Annotated in this window: 25 protein-coding genes and 2 tRNA genes; 10 read left to right on the plus strand and 17 right to left on the minus strand. The window is 60.3% G+C overall.

Translation table 11 applies throughout. The annotated features are described in order from the left end of the window. Positions 1 to 50: 50 nt before the first annotated feature. From A0251_RS15820 to A0251_RS15840, 5 genes are all read right to left on the minus strand, one after another. Positions 51 to 824 (minus strand): ABC transporter permease, encoded by a 774-nt coding sequence (locus tag A0251_RS15820; RefSeq protein WP_062817811.1) that lies wholly within the window; start codon positions 822 to 824, stop codon positions 51 to 53. Continuing rightward, positions 821 to 1753: an ABC transporter ATP-binding protein gene (locus tag A0251_RS15825; protein WP_062817812.1), complete on the minus strand. Its 933-nt coding sequence runs from the start codon at positions 1751 to 1753 to the stop codon at positions 821 to 823. Before A0251_RS15825 ends, A0251_RS15820 begins: the two co-directional genes overlap by 4 nt. Positions 1754 to 1797: 44 nt before the next feature. Then, positions 1798 to 2469 carry a histidine phosphatase family protein gene (locus A0251_RS15830; RefSeq protein ID WP_062817813.1) on the minus strand — a complete coding sequence of 224 codons (672 nt, stop codon included), beginning with the start codon at positions 2467 to 2469 and terminating at the stop codon, positions 1798 to 1800. 103 nt (positions 2470 to 2572) lie between these two features. Next, positions 2573 to 2648: transfer RNA gene (locus tag A0251_RS15835), tRNA-Gly, on the minus strand. 34 nt (positions 2649 to 2682) lie between these two features. After that, positions 2683 to 2758: transfer RNA gene (locus tag A0251_RS15840), tRNA-Glu, on the minus strand. Between the two features lie 185 nt (positions 2759 to 2943). Between A0251_RS15840 and A0251_RS15845 the strand changes: the two genes are divergently transcribed. Continuing rightward, the gene (locus tag A0251_RS15845; RefSeq protein WP_062817814.1) at positions 2944 to 3597 is read left to right on the plus strand and encodes a glutathione S-transferase family protein; all 654 of its coding nucleotides are present in this window, start codon (positions 2944 to 2946) and stop codon (positions 3595 to 3597) included. 150 nt (positions 3598 to 3747) lie between these two features. Here A0251_RS15845 and A0251_RS15850 read toward each other — a convergent pair whose 3' ends face one another. The 8 genes from A0251_RS15850 to ccmA form a co-directional block, all read right to left on the minus strand. Next, positions 3748 to 4251, minus strand: a complete 504-nt coding sequence (locus A0251_RS15850; RefSeq protein WP_062817815.1) for a GDYXXLXY domain-containing protein — start codon at positions 4249 to 4251, stop codon at positions 3748 to 3750. Then, entirely contained in the window at positions 4248 to 5564 is a 1317-nt protein-coding gene (locus tag A0251_RS15855; protein ID WP_062817816.1) for a DUF2157 domain-containing protein, read from the minus strand. Before A0251_RS15855 ends, A0251_RS15850 begins: the two co-directional genes overlap by 4 nt. Positions 5565 to 5816: 252 nt before the next feature. Beyond that, positions 5817 to 7304: a RimK family protein gene (locus A0251_RS15860; protein WP_062817817.1), complete on the minus strand. Its 1488-nt coding sequence runs from the start codon at positions 7302 to 7304 to the stop codon at positions 5817 to 5819. 245 nt (positions 7305 to 7549) lie between these two features. After that, positions 7550 to 8002, minus strand: coding sequence for a cytochrome c maturation protein CcmE (gene ccmE / locus A0251_RS15865; RefSeq protein WP_062817818.1), 453 nt, complete (start codon positions 8000 to 8002; stop codon positions 7550 to 7552). After that, positions 7999 to 8187 (minus strand): heme exporter protein CcmD, encoded by a 189-nt coding sequence (gene ccmD, locus A0251_RS15870; protein WP_062817819.1) that lies wholly within the window; start codon positions 8185 to 8187, stop codon positions 7999 to 8001. The genes ccmE and ccmD overlap by 4 nt, the downstream gene beginning before the upstream one ends. Further along, positions 8187 to 8945, minus strand: coding sequence for a heme ABC transporter permease CcmC (ccmC, locus tag A0251_RS15875; protein ID WP_062817820.1), 759 nt, complete (start codon positions 8943 to 8945; stop codon positions 8187 to 8189). Before ccmC ends, ccmD begins: the two co-directional genes overlap by 1 nt. Positions 8946 to 8960: 15 nt before the next feature. Further along, positions 8961 to 9629, minus strand: a complete 669-nt coding sequence (gene ccmB / locus A0251_RS15880) for a heme exporter protein CcmB (protein WP_062817821.1) — start codon at positions 9627 to 9629, stop codon at positions 8961 to 8963. After that, positions 9626 to 10183: a cytochrome c biogenesis heme-transporting ATPase CcmA gene (gene ccmA / locus A0251_RS15885; protein WP_062817836.1), complete on the minus strand. Its 558-nt coding sequence runs from the start codon at positions 10181 to 10183 to the stop codon at positions 9626 to 9628. The genes ccmB and ccmA overlap by 4 nt, the downstream gene beginning before the upstream one ends. A 158-nt stretch (positions 10184 to 10341) precedes the next feature. Between ccmA and A0251_RS15890 the strand changes: the two genes are divergently transcribed. The 8 genes from A0251_RS15890 to A0251_RS15920 all read left to right on the plus strand — a co-directional run bounded on the left by A0251_RS15890 (position 10342) and on the right by A0251_RS15920 (position 14319). Continuing rightward, positions 10342 to 10893, plus strand: coding sequence for a lipocalin family protein (locus tag A0251_RS15890; protein ID WP_062817822.1), 552 nt, complete (start codon positions 10342 to 10344; stop codon positions 10891 to 10893). Between the two features lie 3 nt (positions 10894 to 10896). Next, positions 10897 to 11304 carry a DUF4279 domain-containing protein gene (locus A0251_RS15895; protein ID WP_062817823.1) on the plus strand — a complete coding sequence of 136 codons (408 nt, stop codon included), beginning with the start codon at positions 10897 to 10899 and terminating at the stop codon, positions 11302 to 11304. Further along, on the plus strand, positions 11288 to 11761 hold the full coding sequence (locus A0251_RS15900) for a CYTH domain-containing protein (protein ID WP_062817824.1): 474 nt from the start codon (positions 11288 to 11290) through the stop codon (positions 11759 to 11761). The genes A0251_RS15895 and A0251_RS15900 overlap by 17 nt, the downstream gene beginning before the upstream one ends. Next, on the plus strand, positions 11754 to 11924 hold the full coding sequence (locus A0251_RS17545; protein ID WP_197461962.1) for a hypothetical protein: 171 nt from the start codon (positions 11754 to 11756) through the stop codon (positions 11922 to 11924). The genes A0251_RS15900 and A0251_RS17545 overlap by 8 nt, the downstream gene beginning before the upstream one ends. Positions 11925 to 11999: 75 nt before the next feature. Next, positions 12000 to 12845 (plus strand): CHAD domain-containing protein, encoded by an 846-nt coding sequence (locus A0251_RS15905; protein ID WP_062817825.1) that lies wholly within the window; start codon positions 12000 to 12002, stop codon positions 12843 to 12845. Positions 12846 to 12993: 148 nt separating this feature from the next. Next, a complete protein-coding gene (locus A0251_RS15910; RefSeq protein ID WP_062817826.1) occupies positions 12994 to 13311 on the plus strand; it encodes a multidrug efflux SMR transporter in 318 nt (105 codons plus the stop codon). 85 nt (positions 13312 to 13396) lie between these two features. Further along, complete coding sequence (locus A0251_RS15915; protein ID WP_062817827.1) at positions 13397 to 13861, plus strand: DUF1456 family protein; 465 nt, start codon at positions 13397 to 13399, stop codon at positions 13859 to 13861. A 71-nt stretch (positions 13862 to 13932) separates the two neighbouring features. Beyond that, positions 13933 to 14319, plus strand: a complete 387-nt coding sequence (locus tag A0251_RS15920; RefSeq protein WP_062817828.1) for a DUF6713 family protein — start codon at positions 13933 to 13935, stop codon at positions 14317 to 14319. A 173-nt stretch (positions 14320 to 14492) separates the two neighbouring features. Here A0251_RS15920 and A0251_RS15925 read toward each other — a convergent pair whose 3' ends face one another. Further along, the gene (locus tag A0251_RS15925; protein WP_062817829.1) at positions 14493 to 15416 is read right to left on the minus strand and encodes a LysR family transcriptional regulator; all 924 of its coding nucleotides are present in this window, start codon (positions 15414 to 15416) and stop codon (positions 14493 to 14495) included. A 134-nt stretch (positions 15417 to 15550) separates the two neighbouring features. On the opposite strand from A0251_RS15925, the gene metE reads away from it, so the two are divergent. Beyond that, positions 15551 to 17842, plus strand: coding sequence for a 5-methyltetrahydropteroyltriglutamate--homocysteine S-methyltransferase (gene metE, locus A0251_RS15930; RefSeq protein WP_062817830.1), 2292 nt, complete (start codon positions 15551 to 15553; stop codon positions 17840 to 17842). Positions 17843 to 18116: 274 nt separating this feature from the next. Here metE and A0251_RS15935 read toward each other — a convergent pair whose 3' ends face one another. Genes A0251_RS15935 through A0251_RS15940 form a run of 3 tightly spaced genes read right to left on the minus strand, consistent with a single transcriptional unit; the run spans position 18117 to position 20123 of the window. Further along, the gene (locus tag A0251_RS15935) at positions 18117 to 19289 is read right to left on the minus strand and encodes a CmpA/NrtA family ABC transporter substrate-binding protein (protein ID WP_062817831.1); all 1173 of its coding nucleotides are present in this window, start codon (positions 19287 to 19289) and stop codon (positions 18117 to 18119) included. Further along, positions 19286 to 19435, minus strand: a complete 150-nt coding sequence (locus tag A0251_RS17460) for a hypothetical protein (protein WP_156478307.1) — start codon at positions 19433 to 19435, stop codon at positions 19286 to 19288. The genes A0251_RS15935 and A0251_RS17460 overlap by 4 nt, the downstream gene beginning before the upstream one ends. A gap of 37 nt (positions 19436 to 19472) precedes the next feature. Beyond that, the gene (locus tag A0251_RS15940; protein WP_082810936.1) at positions 19473 to 20123 is read right to left on the minus strand and encodes an ANTAR domain-containing response regulator; all 651 of its coding nucleotides are present in this window, start codon (positions 20121 to 20123) and stop codon (positions 19473 to 19475) included. Positions 20124 to 20146 lie beyond the last annotated feature (23 nt).

The raw sequence follows: 20146 nt of genomic DNA on the forward strand, positions 1-20146 counted from the left end.
CCTCTTGGCACACCCGTCCATGGATTATATTCCCATCATAATCCGATTGTTTAGTGGCGAATACCCGTACCCCGTTGCAACAGCCACAGTGCCAGCAGATAGAACGCCACCACAAACATCAGGATCGCTCCCAGTGAAGCGTAGACATTCACATCACTGACACCCAGCACGCCGTAACGGAAGGCATTGACCATGTAAACGATGGGGTTCGCCAGGCTCACTGTCCGCCAGAATTCCGGCAGTAAATCGATGGAATAGAACACCCCGCCCAGGTAGGTCAGCGGCGTCAGAATAAAGGTGGGAACGATGGAAATATCATCGAACTTGTTGGCAAAGATGGCGTTGATGAAACCGCCCAGGGCAAACAGGGCCGCCGTCAGCATCACCACGGTGATGGTAATCAGCAGGTGCTGCATGGACAGATGAGTGAAGAACAGACTGAGCAGGCTGACGATCAGGCCCACCAGCATCCCGCGCACCATCCCACCAACGATAAAGCCATTGAGGATCACGTGGGCCGGCATCGGCGACACCAGCATCTCTTCAATGGAATGCTGGAACTTGGTGGAAAAGAACGAGCTCACCACATTACCGTAGCTGTTCTGTATCACGCTCATCATGATCAGGCCGGGGACGATGTACTGCATGTAATTAAACCCGCCCATCTCACCGATGCGGCTCCCGATGAGATTGCCGAAGATCACGAAGTACAGGGTCATGGTGATCGCCGGGGGCAGCAATGTCTGCGGCCATATCCGGGTAAAACGACGGATTTCCTTGGTAACGATGGTGAGAAAGGCCACCCACTGTTGGTATGCACTCATGATGCCTGCTCCCCGGGCAGGTTCTGCTCCACCAGTCGCACAAACAATTCCTCCAGCCGGTTGGCCTTGTTACGCATACTCATCACTTCGAAGTGCTGATCCGCCAACGCCACAAACAGGGTGTTGAGGCTTTGTGATTTGGGTACCGCCACTTCCAGGGTTCGGGAATCTTTCAGCCACACCTCGAACCCCTCCAGCACCGGCTCCTCGGTGACCGGCCGGGCCAGATCCAGAATAAAGGTTTCCACCTGCAGTTTTTCCAGCAGGGATTTCATGTCGGTATTTTCCACGATGGTGCCGTGATCAATGATGGCAATGTGGCGACACAGGGATTCCGCCTCTTCCAGATAATGCGTGGTGAGAATGATCGTTTTGCCTTCACCGTTGATGCGGGTAAGGAAATCCCACATGGAACGGCGCAGCTCGATATCCACCCCGGCGGTGGGCTCATCCAGAATCAGCAGTTCCGGTTCATGCACCAGCGCCCGGGCAATCATCAACCTGCGCTTCATGCCGCCGGACAGGGTCCGAGACTGTTTGTCGCGTTTTTCCCACAGGCCCAGCTGGCGCAGGTATTTCTCCGCCCGTTCTCGAGCCAGGGGCGCGGGGATGCCATAAAAACCCGCCTGGGTGACGACGATGTCGAACACCTTTTCAAACTGGTTGAAGTTGAATTCCTGGGGCACCACGCCAATTTTCTGCTTGGCCAGGGCCCGTTCGGTATCCAGGGAATAGCCGAAGATACTCACCTCTCCGCCGGTCTTGTTGACCAGGGAACTGATCACACCGATGGTGGTGGATTTGCCTGCCCCGTTGGGGCCAAGCAGGGCAAAGAAGTCACCCTTCTCCACCTGCAGATCGATGCCCTTGAGCGCCTGCACACCATTGGCATAGGTCTTGGTCAGATTACGAATCGTCAGAGCAGACAAGGATTACCTCGCCAAAATAGTCGAATGGATGGTGAAGAGAGAGATCAGTGGTCAAGCACCCGGTGGCCATGTTCACCACGCCAGACCCAGTGCATCTGCCCACCGCTGAACCACACCCATAGCCCTTCCATCATCCAGGGCCAGTCCTCTTCGCTGATGCGGCGGCGGCCATGCAGCTCGGCCACCAGCACTGCCAGAATGGTGTCATGGGTCACGTGAACATTGAGGTGGCCACTGGCCGGCTCACGGGCTTTCAGGTAGGCCGCCAGCTTGCTGCGGCCTTCTGCCGGAGACAGCATGCCGTCGAACGGCTCCTGAAGGTGCTGATTGAGAAACCGGAAGGCCCCCATTTTCAGGAAGGTGGGCCCCACCTGGTTCAGGTCCTCCACATAGCACCCCGGCTCCACCAGGGTGGTATCCGTGGTGATATCGGGAATCTCATCAATCAGCCCCGCCTTGCGGGCGCCTTCTGCCATGGCGATGGCTGTATTCACACAGCGCCCCACCGGGCTGGAATAGAACGCCTCCACCGGCCGCGCCAGCTGGGCGCCCCATTCACGGGCCATGTCGATACCTTCCGGGGTCAGCGGCAACCGATAGTCGGCAAAGCCGTTCTTGGCCAACTCACGCACAGAATGCCGTGTCAGCAGATGAACAGGCTTGTCCTGCGGTAACAGGTTGAGGGCTTCCAGCAATCGGGGGTGTAGGCGGGCCATAGTCTCTTCGCTTTCGGTCAGTCCCTAGTGTAAGGGCCGCCCGGTTGAAAGCAAATGACAGGGCCGGAAACGACGAAGGGACCCGAAAGGGTCCCTTCTGATTTGGAGCGGGAAACGAGATTCGAACTCGCGACCCCGACCTTGGCAAGGTCGTGCTCTACCAACTGAGCTATTCCCGCTTAACTTTTTGCCAGCTAACGACCAGCGAATTAGTGGCGTCCCCTAGGGGAGTCGAACCCCTGTTACCGCCGTGAAAGGGCGGTGTCCTGGGCCACTAGACGAAGGGGACCCGGGCTTGACGTGGTACGTCAAAGCGGCGCGTAGAATAGGTATCTGATCGGCCAGCGTCAAGGAAAAATTTTGGCCCGGTCCGTCATTGACCCGAAAAACCTGTGCTGCTCTGATATTGGCGCGCTATAACGGCGAAACTTTCGCCACACCGTTGAAAAAACAACCATTTACCGGGAGAGACCCATGACCATCAAGCTGTACGGAGCCGCCCTGTCACCCTTCGTTCGCAAGACCCGCGTGGTGCTGGCACTGAAAGGAGTTGACTACGAAGCCGTACATATCGACCCCAACAATCCACCGGAAGGCTACGAAAAGATCAGCCCCATGAAACGCATTCCGGCCCTGGAAGTGGACGGCCAGTATCTGGCGGATTCTGCCGCCATCTGCGCCTACCTGGAGAAGGTCTACCCGGAACCGGCCCTCTACCCCACCGACCCCATGGAACTGGGGCGGGCAATCTGGTTCCAGCGTTATGTGGACTATGACCTGGCCATGCGCTGTACCTTCGCCGTGTTCCGCAACCGGGTAGTGATGCGCCTGATCGGCAAGGAGTGCGATGAAGAGAAAGTGCAGCACGCCCTGACCACCACCATCCCGCCCCTGTTTGCCTATCTGGACAAGGAACTGGAGGGTCGTGAGTTCCTGGTTGGCGACAGCCTGAGCGTGGCGGATATCAGCCTGGCCAGCCAGCTGGTCAACTTCAAACACGGTGGCGAAAGCATCGATCCGGCCAACTACCCCAACCTGGCCGCCCACACCGAACGCATGCACGCCCTGGAGCCCTTTGCCAAAACCATCGAGAAGGAGTCCGGGTTTATTCAGAAGGTGATGGGGTGAAGCAATTAATAATGAATAATTAATAGTTAATAACTACGCGTGAAAGCGGGCAGAGACCTGCAACGCAAGAGGCCGCGCCCAAGCCATGGACGCGGCCTCTTGCGTTTCATAAGCAGGAACCCAGGATCGCGCGTTATTAATTATTCACTATTAATTATTAATTGCTTTAGTCTCCACCGTCACCAGCGCCGCCCGACCATTCGGTGCCACCTTCAGCACCGCCACAGCACCGTCCCGTAATTCCCGCTCCAGTTGCAGCGCCTTTTCCTTCGGGGCAAACAGGGCCTCGATGCCGTAGGTGACTCGGCGGGTGCCGCCCCAGGGCAAACCGCTGACTCTGCCGCGCAGGTAAAGACCCTGCGCCGGGGGCTGGTGGGACGGAGTCAGTCCGCGCCACAGGTCGCCGTCTTGCTCGAGAGGCAGATAAATCACGTCCCCGGGACGAAATCCTGTCGCAGGCAGGGTGCTGAAGTCGTAGCCCAGGCGGGCGTAGTTACCACGGAACAGATCCCGAGGATCCACCGGACGGGTTTCCACACGGATTTCCTTGCCCAGCCATAGCGGGTAGAAACCGTTCACAAAGACCCCGGCGAGAATCACCACTTGCAGGGTAAGCGCGGCCAGCAAGGCCAGGCCCAGAGTGCGTTGTTTCATGCCTGTCCCTCCCCGCTTTCCGGCGCCACAAGACGCTGCTGGCGACGCCAGTAGCGCGCCGCGCCATAGAGCACCGCCGCCGCCACCAGGAACATGGCCGCGGCGCCCAGGTAATCACCGAACAGATCCAGATAGCGCATCACCGCCAGCGCCAATACCAGGGCAATGCCGCTGTAGAAGAACTGGCTGAGGCCACGCCGCAAGCCCTCCTGAATCAGCACAATGGCCGACAATAGCGCCAGCAGATTCACCGCCACCGCAAACAGCATGGCATCGTCCCGACTCAACAAACCATGAATCGCCAGCATCACGAATGGCAGCAGCATGACCAGCAACCGCCCGCCGGTCTGTCCCAGACGGCGAAACACCAACAATGATGACGCCAGCAAGGCCGGCAGCAGCCCCAGCCACAACCCCGGGTCCGTCAACCCGGCCTGCTCATGGAGGTAACCTTCGGAGAATTCGCTGAACGTGAACGGCAGCAACAGCAACAGATAGCCCCGCAAAGTCCATAGTCCGATCAGACTGCCGGCCCGTTGCCAGTGCAAGGCAGGGCGACTGCCCAGCCAACAGACCAGCGCATAGAGCAACGCCAGCAGGCCGAGATTCAGGGTCAGATGCCCGGCCTCGAAATCCGGCCCGCGCGGGTAGCCATAGGCCCAGCCCAGCAACAGATTCAGCCAGCTCACCGCCACTGCCGCCAGCACCAGCATCAGCCCCGCGGACCGGGCCTGTACCGCCACCGTCAGCCCCACTGCCATGAACAGGGCCATGGCCCAGGGTGGTGAAAACTGCCCTTCGGCAAACAGCCAGAGCATGGCCACCGCCAGCATCAGCAGGGTAATCACCCGGCTACGCACCAGCCAGGCCATGGGCGCCACACCCAGTGCCCAGTAAAACAGGCCATCCGGGAAATGTTCGCCCAGGTGGTAGATCTGCGCGATCAGCATGATCGAGGCGCCATAGCTGATGCCGCCGAGAAACAGCCAGCCGATACCCTCTCGGCGCTGCAGGTATTGATAGATGCCCACCCCGTTCAACGCCACGGTGGTAGCAATCAAGCCCAGCATGCGCACGGCCCGGGGGATCGACTCCCAGTTGGCTGACACCAGCAGCAGGATAGCCATACCGACAAATAACAAGGCCACAGTGACCAGCACCTTGTAGGCCAGTGAACTGTCGGAATCGTCGTCCAGGCGGGTGCCGTAGCGGGCCAGAATGCGGTTGCCCTGGTCTTCACTGATGTCGCCGTCGTCCACCCACTGGCGACATTCGCTACGCAGCTCGCGACGCAATAACCCGAGAAGTTGCATGGAGAGTTCCTTGTGCTTTTCTCTGATCAGACCTGACGAGGTGGCGAAAGGCAACGCCAGGATGTTGCGAGAAATGAGCCAAGGCGTTCAATAGCGCCCCCTGTAGGAACGGAGCGTAGCGGAGTAACGCACGTCGTTCCGTGCGGCCCGAAGGGTGAGCGGAGCGAATAACGCCTCTTGAGGTGCTCCTACATCCCCCCTGGGCAATGCCCGAATCGCGCCGCCAGCGACGCTCCTACGGAAAGGGAGAGGCTACACCGGCAGGCCGATGCGCTTGGCCTCCATGCGACGCAGGAACTCCAGCATCACCTGGCGATACAGATCCTCGCCCAACCAGGCGTCTTCCACCCCGGCATCGATGTTCGGGTTGTCGTTCACCTCGATCACTACCACCTGGTCCCCGGACTGTTTCAGATCCACGCCATAGAGGCCATTGCCCATCAGCTTTGCGGCCTTGAGGGCGGCTTTCAGCACCTTGGGCGGGACTTCCTGTACCGGCAGGGTACGGCTGTTGCCGGATTCGGTCTTGCCGCCGCTCTGGTGGTGGTAGATCTGCCAGTGCCCTTTGCTCATGAAATACTGACAGGCGAACAGGGGCCGGTTGTTGAGCACGCCGATGCGCCAGTCGTAATCCGTGTACATAAAGGCCTGGGCCAATACCACCGACGACTGTTTCAGATAATCCCGCAGGCTGGTGGCCAGCTCTTCGCGGGTCTTCACCTTGCTGATACCCCGGGAAAAACTGCCGTCAGGAATCTTCAACACCATGGGCAGTTTCAGCTCGTCGATCAGTCGGTCAATCTGCTCATCGTCATCGCTGAACACAAAAGCCGTTGGCGGCACCGGCACCCCATTGGCCTGCATCAGTTCCGCCAGGTAGATCTTGTTGGTGCAGCGCAGGATCGAACCCGGGTCATCCATCACCACCATGCCCTCCTGTTCTGCCTTGCGGGCGAACTGGTAGGTATGGTGATCCAGTGCGGTGGTCTCACGGATAAACAGACCGTCGTACTCACCCAGGCGGGTGTAGGCATCACGGCCGATCTGGTCCACCCGAATCCCCAGCTGACGTCCGGCCCGGATAAAACGCTTCAACGCCGCCTTGTCACTGGGCGGCAACGCCTCTTCCTCGTTAACCAGCATGGCCAGTTCGTAGCGGTCACTGCGGCGGCGGCGAGGATTTCGCCAGACACGGGCATTGAACTGCTCCAGGGCCTGGGCAAAGGCATCTTCCTCGGCCCCTTTCAGTTGCTTCAGGGCCAGCGGCTTCAACGCTTCGATGGTCCACTGCTCGCGGCGACGGAACTCCACCTTCAACAACGGACAGGGCAACTGATCGAAAATCTGCCGCCCCAGGTCAGCCAGGCCTTCCTGGGTGGTGTGGCCGAAGTACAGCATCAGCGAGAAGTGATCCGTCCCACTGCCCTTGCGTTTCATGGCCTTGTCCAGCGCCGCTTCGAATTGACCGAAATGCAGGCCATAAAGCGCCTTGCGGCTCAGGTCATTCACTGTTCGTACGGACGGCAACACCCGCTGCCCGCGAGCTTCCGCCAGCAGGGAACAGTAGTAGCCGGGGCTGAGGTATTTATAGCTGCGGCACAGGTTGATCACCTGCACTTTCTTGTCGGTACAGACCGGTTGCTGTGCCTGCAGATACTCCCGGGCGGAGAGCAGATGGCGGGCGGGATAGTAGGCGGCCCAGTCTGCCGGGTCGTCGACCAGAATAATAACCTGACTCATGAAAAGCCCTAAATTGCGAGGCGCCGGAGATGGCACCGATACCCGCGAATGTAGGGCCAGACAGGGAGGGGTAGCAAGGAAAATTTGAGGGGCAATGAATAGTTAATAATGAATAATTAATAACGTCGCGGAACAGGCTCCCAGGCCCTGAAACCACAGAAGCCGCGCCCAGAGTCTGGACGCGGCTTCTGTCGGTGAAGATCGCAACGCGCTGGCGCGCGGCGTTATTCATTATTAACTATTAATTATTCACTGCCTTTTTTCGCCCCCGGATGACCGGCCTTTTCCAGGGCATCCTGGACTTCCGGCGGCATGTAGGTTTCGTCGTGCTTGGCCAGCACTTCCTCGGCCTCAAAGCGGTTGCGGCTTATCAGGGTGCCGTTGGCGACGATGCCCTGCCCCTCGCGAAACAGGTCCGGCAGGATACCCTGATAGTGCACGGTAAAGCGGCCCTTGCCATCGGTGAGCACAAACTGCACGTCCAGGGTCTCCTGGTCGCGCACCACACTGCCCTCTTCCACCAGGCCACCCACACGCATCTGGGTTTCCAGCGGCGCCTCACCGGCCATCACCTGCTGGGGAGTGAAAAACAGATTGATATTCTGGCGCAGGGCATAAAACATCAATCCGCAGGCGATAGCCAGGCCCACCAGAATGGAAACCACCAGGATCAGTCGCTGCTTGCGTGCCGCATTCATTGTTCAGATTCTCCCAGAGAGTCACGGCGCTGTTGCCGTGCCAGACGTTGACGCACCTGTCCCTGCCCGCGTATCGCCAACACCATGTTGGCGATGATCAAAAGCGCACTGACTCCATAGGCGCTCCAGACATAAAATCCATGTTTTCCCATGGCCAGGAAATCGGCAAAGCTGTCGAAAGCCATCAGTGCTCGCCCTCCTTCACCCGTTTGCTCACCCACTTGCTGCGCCGTTCCCGCCACAGCACCTCAGTGCGAGCGCGCAGCAGCACATTGACGGCATAGAGCAGCCACAGGCCCAGCATGCTCAACAGCAGCGGATACTTCATGGCCGGATCAATGGTGGATTCACCGAACATCTTCAGGGTGGAACCCTGATGGAGGGTCTGCACCCATTCCACGGAATACTTCACGATCACCACATTGATCACCCCTACCATGGCCAGCAGGCCCGCGGCCCGGGCTGCCTGACGGGGATCGCGGATGACCGCCTGCAGGGCAATCACGCCCACATACATGAACAGCAGAATCAGCATGGAGGTCATGCGCGCATCCCACTGCCAGTAGGTACCCCAGGTAGGTTTGCCCCACAGGGCACCGGTCACCAGGGAAATGGCCGCCAGCGCCGCCCCAAAGGGAGCGATGGACTTGAGCATCACCTCCGCCATCTTCATGCGCCAGACCACCGCCACCAGACCGGACACGCCCAGGGCCATGTAGCCCATCAGGGCACCGCTGGATGCGGGCACGTGAATGAAGATGATCCGGTAGCTGTTGCCCTGCTGATAATCCGCCGGGGCAAATGCCAATCCCCAGACCAGGCCCGCCGCCAGAGTCAGCAAGGCAATGGGCGTCAGCCAGGGCAGTACCCGGGAGCTGAAGGTGTAGAAATAGCGCGGTGAGCCCAGCATGTGGTACCACCGCTTCAACGTTTGCCAGACCATTTCGTTATCTGAACCTCAATTCCCTGAACTGATTTTGAGACCGGCGCTCACCGCCAAGGGTCCCAGACTGATCGTTAATGCCAGCAAGGCACCCAGAATCGCCAGAATGCCATCCACATTGGCGCCACCGGCCGCTGCACTCACCGCCCCGGCGCCAAAAATCAGCACCGGGATATAAAGGGGAAGCACCAGCACGGCAAGCAGGATACCACCTCGATTGAGACCCACCGTGAGGGCCGCGCCAATGGCGCCGACAATCGTCAGCGCCGGCGTGCCCAGCAGCAGGCTCAGCATCACCGTCCCCAGGGCCCCATCCGGCAGTTGCAGCATGTGGCCCAGCAGCGGCGAAATCAGTACCAGCGGCAGGCCGGTGAGCAACCAGTGAGCCAGCAATTTAGCCAGTACCGGCACCACCGGTATCACGGGGGCCGTGAGCAACATGTCCAGCACACCGCTTTCCTGGTCCCGGCGGAACAGGCCATCCAGGGACAACATCACCGCCAGCAGGGCCGCCACCCAGAGCACCCCCGGCGCCACGGTAGCCAGCAATTCCGGTTTCGGGGAGATTGCCAGCGGAAACAGGCTGATCACCATCACGAAGAAAAACAGCGGATTGATGATCTCCGCCGGGCTACGCCACAGCACCAGCAATTCCCGACCCAGGGCGGCACGGAAGGTATTCATGACAGCACCTCGGCACGGCCATTCTCCAGATGCAGTCGCTGCACGCCGTCGCCAACCCGGTGGTGGGAGGTATAGATCACCAGGGAGCCGGCCTCAGCGGCCTGCTGCATCTGCGCATCCAGTTGTGCCACGCCGTCCTGGTCGATGGCCGTGTAGGGTTCGTCGAGCACCCACACCGCTTTGCGTTCCAGCCACAACCGCGCCAGGGCAACCCGCCGTTTCTGGCCCGCGGACAGATGCGCCGCCGGGACATCCTCGAAACCCCGCAAGCCCACCGCCGCCAGGGCCGCCATGGGGTCACCGGCCTGATGGTTCAGGGCGCAGGCATAGCGCAGGTTTTCCTGCGGATTGAGCTCTTCGCGGACGCCAGGCTGATGCCCCAGATACAACAGGTCCTGCTGCCATTGAGGCTGCCACCAGCGTCGCTCGCCCTCAAAGAAGCCATGCAGCCCCACCAGAATCCGCAACAGGGTGGTCTTGCCGGCGCCGTTGGCACCGGTAATCTGCCAGATTTCCCCGGCGCGGGCGGTCAGGCTCAGGCCACTGAACAGCATGCGATCGTCGCGCTCGCAGCCCAGTCGCACAAGCTCAAGTCTGGTGGATGAATCGGACAAAATTAGCTCCCTGAATTCGCGCGGCAGTATAGCATGCCCATTCATGTCAGGCTTGATTCAGGCTAGCCTGTCACTCTACCCACAAAGAGGATATCGCCATGCGACTGATACCGGGATTGTTCACCCTGCTCCTCGCCAGCCTGCTGGGCGCCTGCGGCGGGGACAAGCCCCTGGCCACCGTCGACCAGGTAGACCTGGAACGCTACAGCGGCACCTGGTATGAAATCGCCCGCCTGCCCCAGTGGTTCCAGCGCGGTTGCTATAACTCCACCGCCACTTACTCTCTCAATGAGGATGGCACCGTGCGCGTGGTCAACCGCTGCCAACGTGACGGCGAGGAACCCAGCGTAGCGCAAGGCACCGCCCGGGTGGTCCCCGGTTCTGACAATGCCAAACTCAAGGTGCGTTTCGACAGCTGGATATCCAAACTGTTACCCACCATCACCGAGGGGAATTACTGGATCATTGCCCTGGACAAGAATTACCAGACGGTGGTGATCGGCGAACCGAGCCGGGAATACCTGTGGATTCTGGCACGTAGCCCGGAGCTGCCAGATGATCAATATCAAGCATTGCTGCAGCTGGCCGAAAGCAAGGGCTTTCCGGTGAACGAGCTGCAACGCAACCGCGACCTGCAACCGGAACAGTGAGCCATGGAACACCACGTCTATTTTGCGGTGTTCGGCTTTGACCATGATCCCCGCCAACTGGATCTGCTGCTGGGACAAAGCGCTGACGACTACTGGCATGAAGGGGAAAGCTTCAGCGAGGCCTTCCCCGAGGCACGCCGCCGGGAAAATCGCTGGATCCTCTCCAGCCAGCTGGACCACACCGCCAGCCACCGGGATCATTTCGAGAAACTGCTCTACAAACTCAAGCGCCTGTCGCCGCAACTGCAGGCCCTGGATCCGGGCTACCGTTTCGGCATCGGCGTGTCACATTACTTCGTGATGGACGACCCGGCGTTCTACTTGCCCGCCGAGATTCTCGAGGGCTATGAAAGCCTGGGCTTTGCCATCACCTTCGATCAACTGGGACTCGACCATGGCACAGGAAATTGAGCGCAAGTTTCTTATCAACGATCCGCGCATCGTGGATTCACTGGCCGGCGAACGGCTGACGCAGGGTTACCTGAGCCACGACAAGAACGCCACCGTGCGCGTTCGCATTGCCGGCACCCGCGGCTGGCTGACCATCAAGGGTAAAACCGTGGGCGCCACCCGCAGTGAATTCGAGTACCCCGTGCCCGAGCAAGACGCCAGGCAAATGCTGGATGAACTGTGCGGCGCCGGCGTCATCGACAAGACCCGCTACCGCCTGCCCCAGGGCGCGCTGTGCTGGGAAATTGATGTCTTCCATGGTGACAACGATGGCCTCATCGTTGCTGAAATCGAACTGCCCAGTGAAGACACCCCCTTCGACAAACCCGACTGGCTCGGCGAAGAAGTCACCGGCGATCCCCGCTATTACAACAGCGCACTGAGCAGCACGCCCTACAACCAGTGGGCCGATGACTGAGCACCGCTATACCCTCTGGCGCCAGGACGATAACGGCATCCGGGCCAGAGTGGCTGACTACCCGAGTCGCCAGGCAGCGGAACAGGCCCGTCAGCACTATGAGGCCCTGGGCCACAAGCAGATCTACTGGGTGGAAGACAATGGTGAAGCTGGCGCTCAGTGAATCACTGGATGGATAATGTTCATCACGACGCAGTCATAATATCCCGACAGACTCAGGAGGAGGACGGAGGGAACCATGGACGAGAACACCTTGGCTGAACGGCTATGCCAGCAGGCCATCCGCATTAATGCGCAGGCACTGGCAGATCTGCAGCATCAACCCCTGCCCGCCAATGCCGTACACGACTGCCGGGTGGCCGTGAAACGGCTGCGCGCCCAATGGCAACTGCTGCGCCCCTGGCTCAGCCGCGACGATCACCGCGCCTTTGATCACGGCATCCGCAGTGCCGCCCGGCTGCTGGCCGGCGCCCGCGACAACCACGTCATGGCCGCCACGCTGCAGAAACTGGCCAGTAAGGCCGACAAGCCCCGCCGACATTCTCTGAGCCGGGTGGCAAGCACACTGTTCAGCGACACCGACCTGCAGCCGGAAACCCACCACCATCAGGAAGCCATCACCGCCTTCGCCCAGGACCAGCAATATTGGCAGTCGCTGGCCCTGAGCATCAGCGACCATGAGTTGCTGGTCAGTGGTCTGGCGCGCACCTACAAGCAGTGCCGCAATCGCACCATCAAGGCCCAGGGCGGCAGCGACCCGCAACCCTGGCATGACCTGCGCAAATGGGTGAAGTACCTGCTCTATCAGCAGCAGGCCCTGGCGGATCAGAACATCCACACACCCTGCCACGATGCGGACCTGGAGCGCCTGGGCAAGAAACTGGGCAAACTCCACGACCTTCACATGCTCCGCGAGCATGTGCTGGCACACAGCCACGCCATCGAGAAGCAGAAAGATCTGGCCCATACCCTGGATGCCATCCACGGGCGGGAAAAACGTCTGCTGAAGAAATGCCAGGCGGAAAGCCAACGCCTGTTTCAGATGCCCACCAAAAAATGGATCACCGGGGTGACCGCCAGCTGACCGCTCGGGGGAACTTTTCCTTCCTTGCCCACTTCCAAGGGCTTGATACAATCACCAATCCGGTGCCCGAGGACGACCTCGATCACGGCACTCACGGGCAGGCTGTTGAAAAGCCTGCCAGGGGACGACCCCATGCAGGAGTTTTATCATGGCATGGGTTCTGGTCATTCTCGCCGGCATCCTCGAATCCGGCTGGGCACTGGGGCTGAAAGCCAGCCACGGCTTTACTCGCCCGCTTCCTTCCGTCTTAACCGTCATCGGCATGGCCGCCAGCTTCTGGCTATTGGCCAAAGCCATGCAGACCCTGCCCGTGGGCACCACCTACGCGGTGTGGACCGGCATGGGCACCATCGGCACCGTGCTGCTGGGCATTCTGCTGTTCCAGGATGCCGTCAATGCGCCGCGTTTGCTGTGCCTGGGGCTGATTCTGGCGGGCATTGTCGGGCTGAAGATTTTCACCCCGTAAGCCCGAACAATAGGGGCGTGTCCCGGTTACCGGTTCCCTGTAACATGGGCCCACGCCCTCTCCTGCCGCTCACTACAGGTTTTCCATGCTTAATAATGACGTTCTGCGCCGCGCTCGCTATATCTTCGACTTTGACGATAGCCGCATGATCGGCGTCTTCGCCGAAGCCGGCGAAACCGTGACCCGCGAGCAGATCAGCAACTGGCTGAAAAAAGATGACGACCCGGCTTTCCAGAAGTGCAACGACCGCACCCTGGCGATCTTTCTCAATGGCCTGATCAATGCCCTGCGTGGCAAAAAGCCCGGCCCGCAACCGGAACCGGAATCCCGCCTGACCAACAACATGATTTTCATGAAACTGAAGATCGCGCTGAACCTGCAGGCCGAGGACGTGCTGGCCATTCTGGAACTGGCCAACTTCCGTTTGAGCAAACACGAGCTCAGCGCCTTCTTCCGCAAACCCGGCCACAAGCATTATCGGGAGTGCAAGGACCAGATCCTGCGTAATTTCCTGACAGGACTACAGATACAGTTTCGCGACGGGGAATAAACCGTTACCTCAGAGGTAATGGCATTCCCTCTCCATAACGGGTTTTATGGCAGTGACACTGGAGAGCTGCCATGAAACCCGACCTGCCACAGACCCTTTTCCTACTTAACAGCACCGTCCTGCTTACCCATCAGATCGATGCCGCCTACTGGCACGAGTGGAATCTTTTCCATCTACCCGGTGGCAATCAGTTCAACCTGATACTGAACCTGCCCATCATCGCTCTGGCACTGATGGCCTTCCTGCAGGTGGCCACCCACAGCCCCCACCAACGCCTGTCTCACCAATTCCTGACTGGGCTGGGGCTACTGACCGTCGCCATCCACGGCGGCTTTTTCCTGGCCGGGCATCCAGAGTTTCGGCAACCCATGTCCCTGTTCCTGCTGGCAGCCACGTTCATTTTGTCTCTCGCACAACTGAAAACGTTGCCCCCTGCAAATCGCAACAGCCAAACCTGAGGAAAATCGCACCGCAAGCGACCTTATTCAACAGCAACCTTGCCAGCATCTACTGGCGTTATTTTTCTCTATTACCCAACCCGACATTTCCATGGATTGTAGGAGCTATGCTTGCATGGCGAACTTCTCTTACGTCGTGTTCGCCATGCAAGCATAGCTCCTACAGGAAAGGATCAACTGCCTTTCACCGCCCGCACCCCGCTCAGGGTCTTGAAACACAATTCCTTGGCGGTTTCCCAGAATTCCTGCATGTAAGGGGTGTGATGGTCCTCCACCCGCACAGCCGCATACAGCGTGCGCCAGACGCCCTTCTCGCCCAGCCGCACGGTTTTCAAAAGGTCATGCTCGGTGTACTCGGTAAGCGCCCAGTTGGGTAACGCCGCCACGCCCCGGCCCGCCGCCACCAGTTGTGCTGTCATGGGAGTCAGTTCGGCGGTACGAATGGCGGCGGGTTCAGCATTGGCCGGGTTGAGGAACGCCGTGAACACATCCAGACGCTCCCGCTCCACCGGATAGGTAATCAGGGTCTGGTCGGCAATATCGTCCGGCTCAATCCACTTGCTTGCCGCCAGGGGCGACTGCCGGGATACCGCCAGCACCAGCTCATAGCGGAACAGGGGCAGATATTTCACCGCCTCGTTTTCCTGCGGATCGGAAGTGATCACCATATCCAGGTCACCGCGCACCAGCGCCGGCAAGGGCGCAAAGCTGAAGGCCGCAGACAGGTCAAGTTCCACTTCCGGCCAGTGTTCGCGAAACGCATCCAGTGCCGGCATCAGCCACTGGAAACAGGAGTGACATTCAATGGCGATATGCAGGCGCCCGGTCTGACCCGCCGCCAGCCGTTTCAGCTCCCTTTCCGTTTGCTGCACCCGGGGCAACACCTCCCGGGCCAGCGTCAATACCCGCAAGCCAGCCGTGGTAAATCGCACCGGACGTGTGCGCCGGACCAGCAGGGCAGCGCCCAGCCTCCCCTCCAAATCCTTGATCTGATGGGACAGCGCAGACTGGGTCACATGAAGCCGTTCCGCCGCTTCCATCAGGGAACCGGCCTCTTCAATCGCCAGCAGGGTGGTCAGATGTCGGACTTCCAGCATGAGACAAACTCATATTCAAAATTAGATATTTGATTTTGCCTCAACTTCACCTGTCCCCACAATAGCCCTCAATCCCACTGGCACCTGATGGCAGGCCAGCCAGTGTCCCCATTTCTGCATGAAAGGAAGACAGCATGACCACCCTCCACAACCTCGGCTTTCCCCGTATCGGAGCCCGCCGTGAGTTGAAGCAAGCCGTGGAAGCCTACTGGGCCGGCGATCTGCAACAGACCGAACTGGAACATGTGGGCAAGAGCCTGCGCGAACGACACTGGGCGCTGCAGGCGGAAGCCGGCCTGGACCTGGTACCCGTGGGCGATTTCGCCTGGTACGACCAGATTCTGGAATTTTCCTGCCTGCTGGGCGTGGTGCCCCACCGCTTCCAGCAGGACAACGAGCAACCGGTAAACCTGGATACCCTGTTCCGCATGGCCCGGGGCCGGGCCCCCACCGGCACGCCGGCGGCGGCCTGTGAAATGACCAAGTGGTTCGATACCAACTACCACTACATCGTGCCGGAACTGGCGGCGGATCAGACCTTCCGTATTGCCCGGGAAAGCCTGTTCGAGCAGGTCGCCGAGGCCCAGGCCCAGGGCCATACCCCGAAACCGGTAATTCCCGGTCCGCTCACCTATCTCTACCTGAGCAAGGGCGATAGCTTCGAGGGCGCCGACGACAACGGCAAGCTGGCCCTGCTGGACAGCCTGATTCCCGTGTACCGCCAGATTCTGCAGCGGTTCGCCGATCAGGGGGTGGAATGGGTACAGATCGATGAACCAATTCTGGTGCTGGACCTGCCCGACAGCTGGCAACGCAGCTACCTGCGTGTCTATGACCAGCTCGCCGCCGCCAGTGATTGCAAGCTGCTGCTGGCCACCTACTTCGGCGGCCTGGAAACCAACCTGTTCACGGCTCTGGAACTGCCCGTGGATGGCCTGCATCTGGACCGGGTACGCGGCAACGATGATCTCGGTCAGGTGGTGCCGCGGCTGGGCGACAAGGTGCTGTCATTGGGCTATATCAATGGCCGCAATATCTGGCGCACCGATCTGGATGCGGCCCTGGATGCGCTGATTTCCCTGCGCAACGAACTGGGCGAGAGGCTGTGGCTGGCGCCCTCCTGCTCCCTGCTGCACAGCCCGGTGGATCTGGATCAGGAAGACACGCTGGATAGCGAACTGAAAAGCTGGCTCAGCTTTGCCAAACAAAAACTGCAGGAACTGGCGCTACTGGGCGGCGCCCTGGACGGCGACAGCCGCGTCAATGCGGGTCTGCAGGCCCAACGGGACGCGCTGCAGGCCCGTGGCCTGTCCAATCGTATCCATAACCCGGTAGTGGGCAAGCGATTGACTGACGCCGGCAACGTCTCCCGCGACCGCCACAGCCCCTTTGCGGAACGCATTGCCAAACAACAGCAAGCGCTGCAATTGCCGGCCTTCCCCACCACCACCATCGGCTCCTTCCCGCAGACCCGGGAGATCCGTACCGCCCGCCGCGACTGGAAAACCGGTCGCCTGGACGACGCCTCCTACACCGAGCAGATGAAGCAGGAAATTGCCCGCTGCATCCGCTATCAGGAAGAGGTGGAACTGGATGTGCTGGTGCACGGCGAAGCCGAGCGCAACGACATGGTGGAATACTTCGGTGAGTTACTGGATGGCTTTGCCTTCACCCGCTTCGGCTGGGTGCAGAGTTATGGCTCCCGCTGTGTCAAACCGCCGATCATCTTCGGGGACGTGCAACGCCCCGAGGCGATGACCGTGGCATGGGCGCAATACGCCCAGTCGCTCACCGACAAGCCCGTCAAAGGCATGCTCACCGGGCCGGTGACCATCCTCCAGTGGTCCTTCGTGCGCGATGACCAACCCCGCGCCGACACCTGTCGCCAGATCGCCCTGGCCCTGCGCGATGAAGTGCAGGACCTGGAAGCCGCCGGCATCAAGGTGATCCAGATCGACGAACCCGCCCTGCGCGAAGGCCTGCCCCTGCGCAAAGCCGACTGGGGCCAGTACCTGGACTGGGCCGTGGACTGCTTCCGCCTGGCCACCGTAGCCGTGGCCGACGACACCCAGATCCACACCCACATGTGCTACTCGGAGTTCAACGACATCATCGAGGCCATCGCCGCTCTGGATGCGGACGTGATCACCATCGAAACGTCCCGCTCCAACATGGAACTGCTGGATGCCTTCCGGGATTTCCAGTATCCCAACGACATTGGTCCGGGGGTGTACGACATCCACTCCCCCAATGAACCGGACGTGGGCTGGATGGTGCAGCTGATGGAAAAAGCCGCCGAGCGACTGCCGAAAGAACGGCTATGGGTGAACCCGGACTGCGGCCTGAAAACCCGCAAATGGGAAGAAACCCGCGGCGCCCTGGCCAACATGGTGGATGCGGCCAAGCAGCTGCGCGAAGCGGTTTAGCATCCTCTGCCGAAACCGAAACCAACGCCCCCCCGTTGGAGCCTTGCTTGCAAGGCGAAGAGCAAAACGCTGGCACCGTGCCAGACCGAACCCCTTCGCTTTGCAAGCAAAGCTCCAACGGTGAAAAGGCCAAATTATCGGCCTACCTCACGCCCCTCCACCAAAAAAACTAAATCCCCGTTGGAGCCTTGCTCGCAAGGCGAAAGGCAAGAAGCTGGCTCAGTGCCAAACCAAACGCCTTCGCTTTGCGAGCAAAGCTCCAACGGGGCGGGTTCTATTGTGCCGGCCCCGCTTCCGCTTCGATCACTTTCAACAACCGGTCCGGCCCCAGCTCCACGGGCTTCGGTTCGCCGGGTAACTGCCAGTGGCCTGCGTGGCGCTCGTCCGGTTTGCTGTCCATCAGTGGCAGGCTGGTGAGATCCGCCAGGGCATCGCGGAACAGGTCGGTGCGGTAGCACTGGGCCGCGAAGGTCCGGGTTTCTTCCAGGGAACACTGGCGCCAGCGCTGCATTTCTTCCAGCAGGAAACGGGCGTCAGATCGCCAGGGAAAATTCGCATGGAAACCGGCAAACACATGAAAGTGATGGGCCGGAAACGGTTGCCCGGTCAGGCCGCCGGGCAACCGCTGACTGAAGGGAGCTCGGATCACTTCCGCCGGCACATCCAGCCAGGCCGGGTGCGCCAGCAACGACAGACTCTCCAACAGATTCTCGTCCGCATGGCGGGCGGCCCGGAAAAGGGCCCGCAGCATGGCGCGGTGGGGCCCGGGATTACGGGCCACCCAGTCCCGGGACACCGCCAGCACCTTTTCCGGCGCGTTTTCCCAGATCTGGTAACCGGAAAGGATGCAGTGCCCGGCGCCGGTCAGGGCGGCCAGGCTGTTCCAGGGTTCGCCCACACAGAAGCCATCGATATGCCCCATGCGCAGGTGATCCACCATCTGCGACGGCGGCAGCACCACCAGCTTCACATCGTGATCCGGGTCCAGCCCGGCCACGCTCAGCCAGTGACGTAATTGGTAGGCATGACAGGAAAACGGAAATACCACCGCCAGTACCAGCGGCGTCTCACCACTGCCGGCCCTGGCGGCCACCAGCTTGTTCATGGCGCTGGCCATGTCGTTGGGCGTGGGTCCCTCGGATAACGCACACAGCCCCTGGAACAACATCGGGGAGACGGTTATGCCGTTGCCGTTCAGGCCCATGGAGAAGGCCGTGGCCAGGGGTTTCTTGATGCAGCCCAGACCCAGTGACGTGGACATCAGCATGGGCGCCAGCATGGGTGCCGCATCCAGCTGCCCCACCAGCAGGCGATCACGCAGGCTGGCCCAACTCCACTCCGGTTGCAGCTCCACATCCAGCCCTTCGGCGGCGAAGTAGCCCGCTTCCTGGGCCACCACCAACGGCAGGCTGTCGGTTAGCGGCATATAGCCGATACGGATTTTCATGGGGTTGGCTCCGCAAGCTGGCGGCGCACGCTGGATACCTGACGCTTGACCACCTGCACACCCTCAGCCGGTGTGGCACGCCAGACTTTTTTGCTGGGTGCCTCGATCAGGCTGCGCGATTTTCTCAATGGGCTCACTCTTCTCATGCTCGCTCCTGTTCTGGCGTCAGGCGCCTGACGTTATTCAGCCCTGGGCTTTCAGCATCTCGGCATAATCCAGCACCGACCTGGCCACCTGGATCAGTGGCTGGCCGGTATTCATGGCCTGGCGCCGCAGGGTGCTGTAGGCATCCTGCTCGTTGAGGCGGCGGCGTTGCATCAGCAGGCCCTTGGCCCGCTCGATGATCTTGCGTTCTGCCAGCGCTTCGCGGGTCTGTTCCAGCTCCTCGCGCAGGGCCTGGTATTCCCGGAAACGGGCGGTGGCCACGCGCATCACCCCACGCACCCGGGCCAGATCGGTTTCCCCGGCCACATAGGCACTGACGCCGGCACGCAGGGCCGCCACGATCAGATCCTCATCGTCCTGGTTGCAGAACATGACCATGGGGCGCGGCATATCCCGCTGCACCAGGGCCATGCTTTCCAGGGTGTCCCGGTCCGGCGCGTCCATGTCCACGATCACCACATCCGGGTTGCTGGAATGCACCTTCTCCGCCAGCCCAGCAGCACTGGTCAGACGACAGAGGATCTCGTGCCCTTCGTCGATCAGGGCACGCTCCAGAATCGCGGCGCGCGGTGGCTGGTCATCCACCAGCATGATTTTCAGGGCCATAGTGTCGGAAGCGTCCAGGGATTGAGTGTTAAGGGATTGGTTTGCAACGGTTGTGCCAGTCATGGGTTTATTAACCTACTGTTTTT

This window comes from Alcanivorax sp. NBRC 102024 (assembly GCF_001602235.1).
GTDB lineage: Bacteria > Pseudomonadota > Gammaproteobacteria > Pseudomonadales > Alcanivoracaceae > Alcanivorax.

What these genes read in the sequence shown, in the direction of transcription:
- A0251_RS15820 (WP_062817811.1), bottom strand. Translation starts at nt 824, where the DNA reads ATGAGTGCATACCAACAGTGGGTGGCCTTTCTCACCATCGTTACCAAG.
- A0251_RS15830 (WP_062817813.1), bottom strand. Translation starts at nt 2,469, where the DNA reads ATGGCCCGCCTACACCCCCGATTGCTGGAAGCCCTCAACCTGTTACCG.
- A0251_RS15845 (WP_062817814.1), top strand. Translation starts at nt 2,944, where the DNA reads ATGACCATCAAGCTGTACGGAGCCGCCCTGTCACCCTTCGTTCGCAAG.
- A0251_RS15850 (WP_062817815.1), bottom strand. Translation starts at nt 4,251, where the DNA reads ATGAAACAACGCACTCTGGGCCTGGCCTTGCTGGCCGCGCTTACCCTG.
- A0251_RS15855 (WP_062817816.1), bottom strand. Translation starts at nt 5,564, where the DNA reads ATGCAACTTCTCGGGTTATTGCGTCGCGAGCTGCGTAGCGAATGTCGC.
- A0251_RS15860 (WP_062817817.1), bottom strand. Translation starts at nt 7,304, where the DNA reads ATGAGTCAGGTTATTATTCTGGTCGACGACCCGGCAGACTGGGCCGCC.
- ccmE (WP_062817818.1), bottom strand. Translation starts at nt 8,002, where the DNA reads ATGAATGCGGCACGCAAGCAGCGACTGATCCTGGTGGTTTCCATTCTG.
- ccmD (WP_062817819.1), bottom strand. Translation starts at nt 8,187, where the DNA reads ATGGCTTTCGACAGCTTTGCCGATTTCCTGGCCATGGGAAAACATGGA.
- ccmC (WP_062817820.1), bottom strand. Translation starts at nt 8,945, where the DNA reads ATGGTCTGGCAAACGTTGAAGCGGTGGTACCACATGCTGGGCTCACCG.
- ccmB (WP_062817821.1), bottom strand. Translation starts at nt 9,629, where the DNA reads ATGAATACCTTCCGTGCCGCCCTGGGTCGGGAATTGCTGGTGCTGTGG.
- ccmA (WP_062817836.1), bottom strand. Translation starts at nt 10,183, where the DNA reads ATGCTGTTCAGTGGCCTGAGCCTGACCGCCCGCGCCGGGGAAATCTGG.
- A0251_RS15890 (WP_062817822.1), top strand. Translation starts at nt 10,342, where the DNA reads ATGCGACTGATACCGGGATTGTTCACCCTGCTCCTCGCCAGCCTGCTG.
- A0251_RS15895 (WP_062817823.1), top strand. Translation starts at nt 10,897, where the DNA reads ATGGAACACCACGTCTATTTTGCGGTGTTCGGCTTTGACCATGATCCC.
- A0251_RS15900 (WP_062817824.1), top strand. Translation starts at nt 11,288, where the DNA reads ATGGCACAGGAAATTGAGCGCAAGTTTCTTATCAACGATCCGCGCATC.
- A0251_RS17545 (WP_197461962.1), top strand. Translation starts at nt 11,754, where the DNA reads ATGACTGAGCACCGCTATACCCTCTGGCGCCAGGACGATAACGGCATC.
- A0251_RS15905 (WP_062817825.1), top strand. Translation starts at nt 12,000, where the DNA reads ATGGACGAGAACACCTTGGCTGAACGGCTATGCCAGCAGGCCATCCGC.
- A0251_RS15910 (WP_062817826.1), top strand. Translation starts at nt 12,994, where the DNA reads ATGGCATGGGTTCTGGTCATTCTCGCCGGCATCCTCGAATCCGGCTGG.
- A0251_RS15915 (WP_062817827.1), top strand. Translation starts at nt 13,397, where the DNA reads ATGCTTAATAATGACGTTCTGCGCCGCGCTCGCTATATCTTCGACTTT.
- A0251_RS15920 (WP_062817828.1), top strand. Translation starts at nt 13,933, where the DNA reads ATGAAACCCGACCTGCCACAGACCCTTTTCCTACTTAACAGCACCGTC.
- A0251_RS15925 (WP_062817829.1), bottom strand. Translation starts at nt 15,416, where the DNA reads ATGCTGGAAGTCCGACATCTGACCACCCTGCTGGCGATTGAAGAGGCC.
- metE (WP_062817830.1), top strand. Translation starts at nt 15,551, where the DNA reads ATGACCACCCTCCACAACCTCGGCTTTCCCCGTATCGGAGCCCGCCGT.
- A0251_RS15935 (WP_062817831.1), bottom strand. Translation starts at nt 19,289, where the DNA reads ATGAAAATCCGTATCGGCTATATGCCGCTAACCGACAGCCTGCCGTTG.
- A0251_RS17460 (WP_156478307.1), bottom strand. Translation starts at nt 19,435, where the DNA reads ATGAGAAGAGTGAGCCCATTGAGAAAATCGCGCAGCCTGATCGAGGCA.
- A0251_RS15940 (WP_082810936.1), bottom strand. Translation starts at nt 20,123, where the DNA reads ATGACTGGCACAACCGTTGCAAACCAATCCCTTAACACTCAATCCCTG.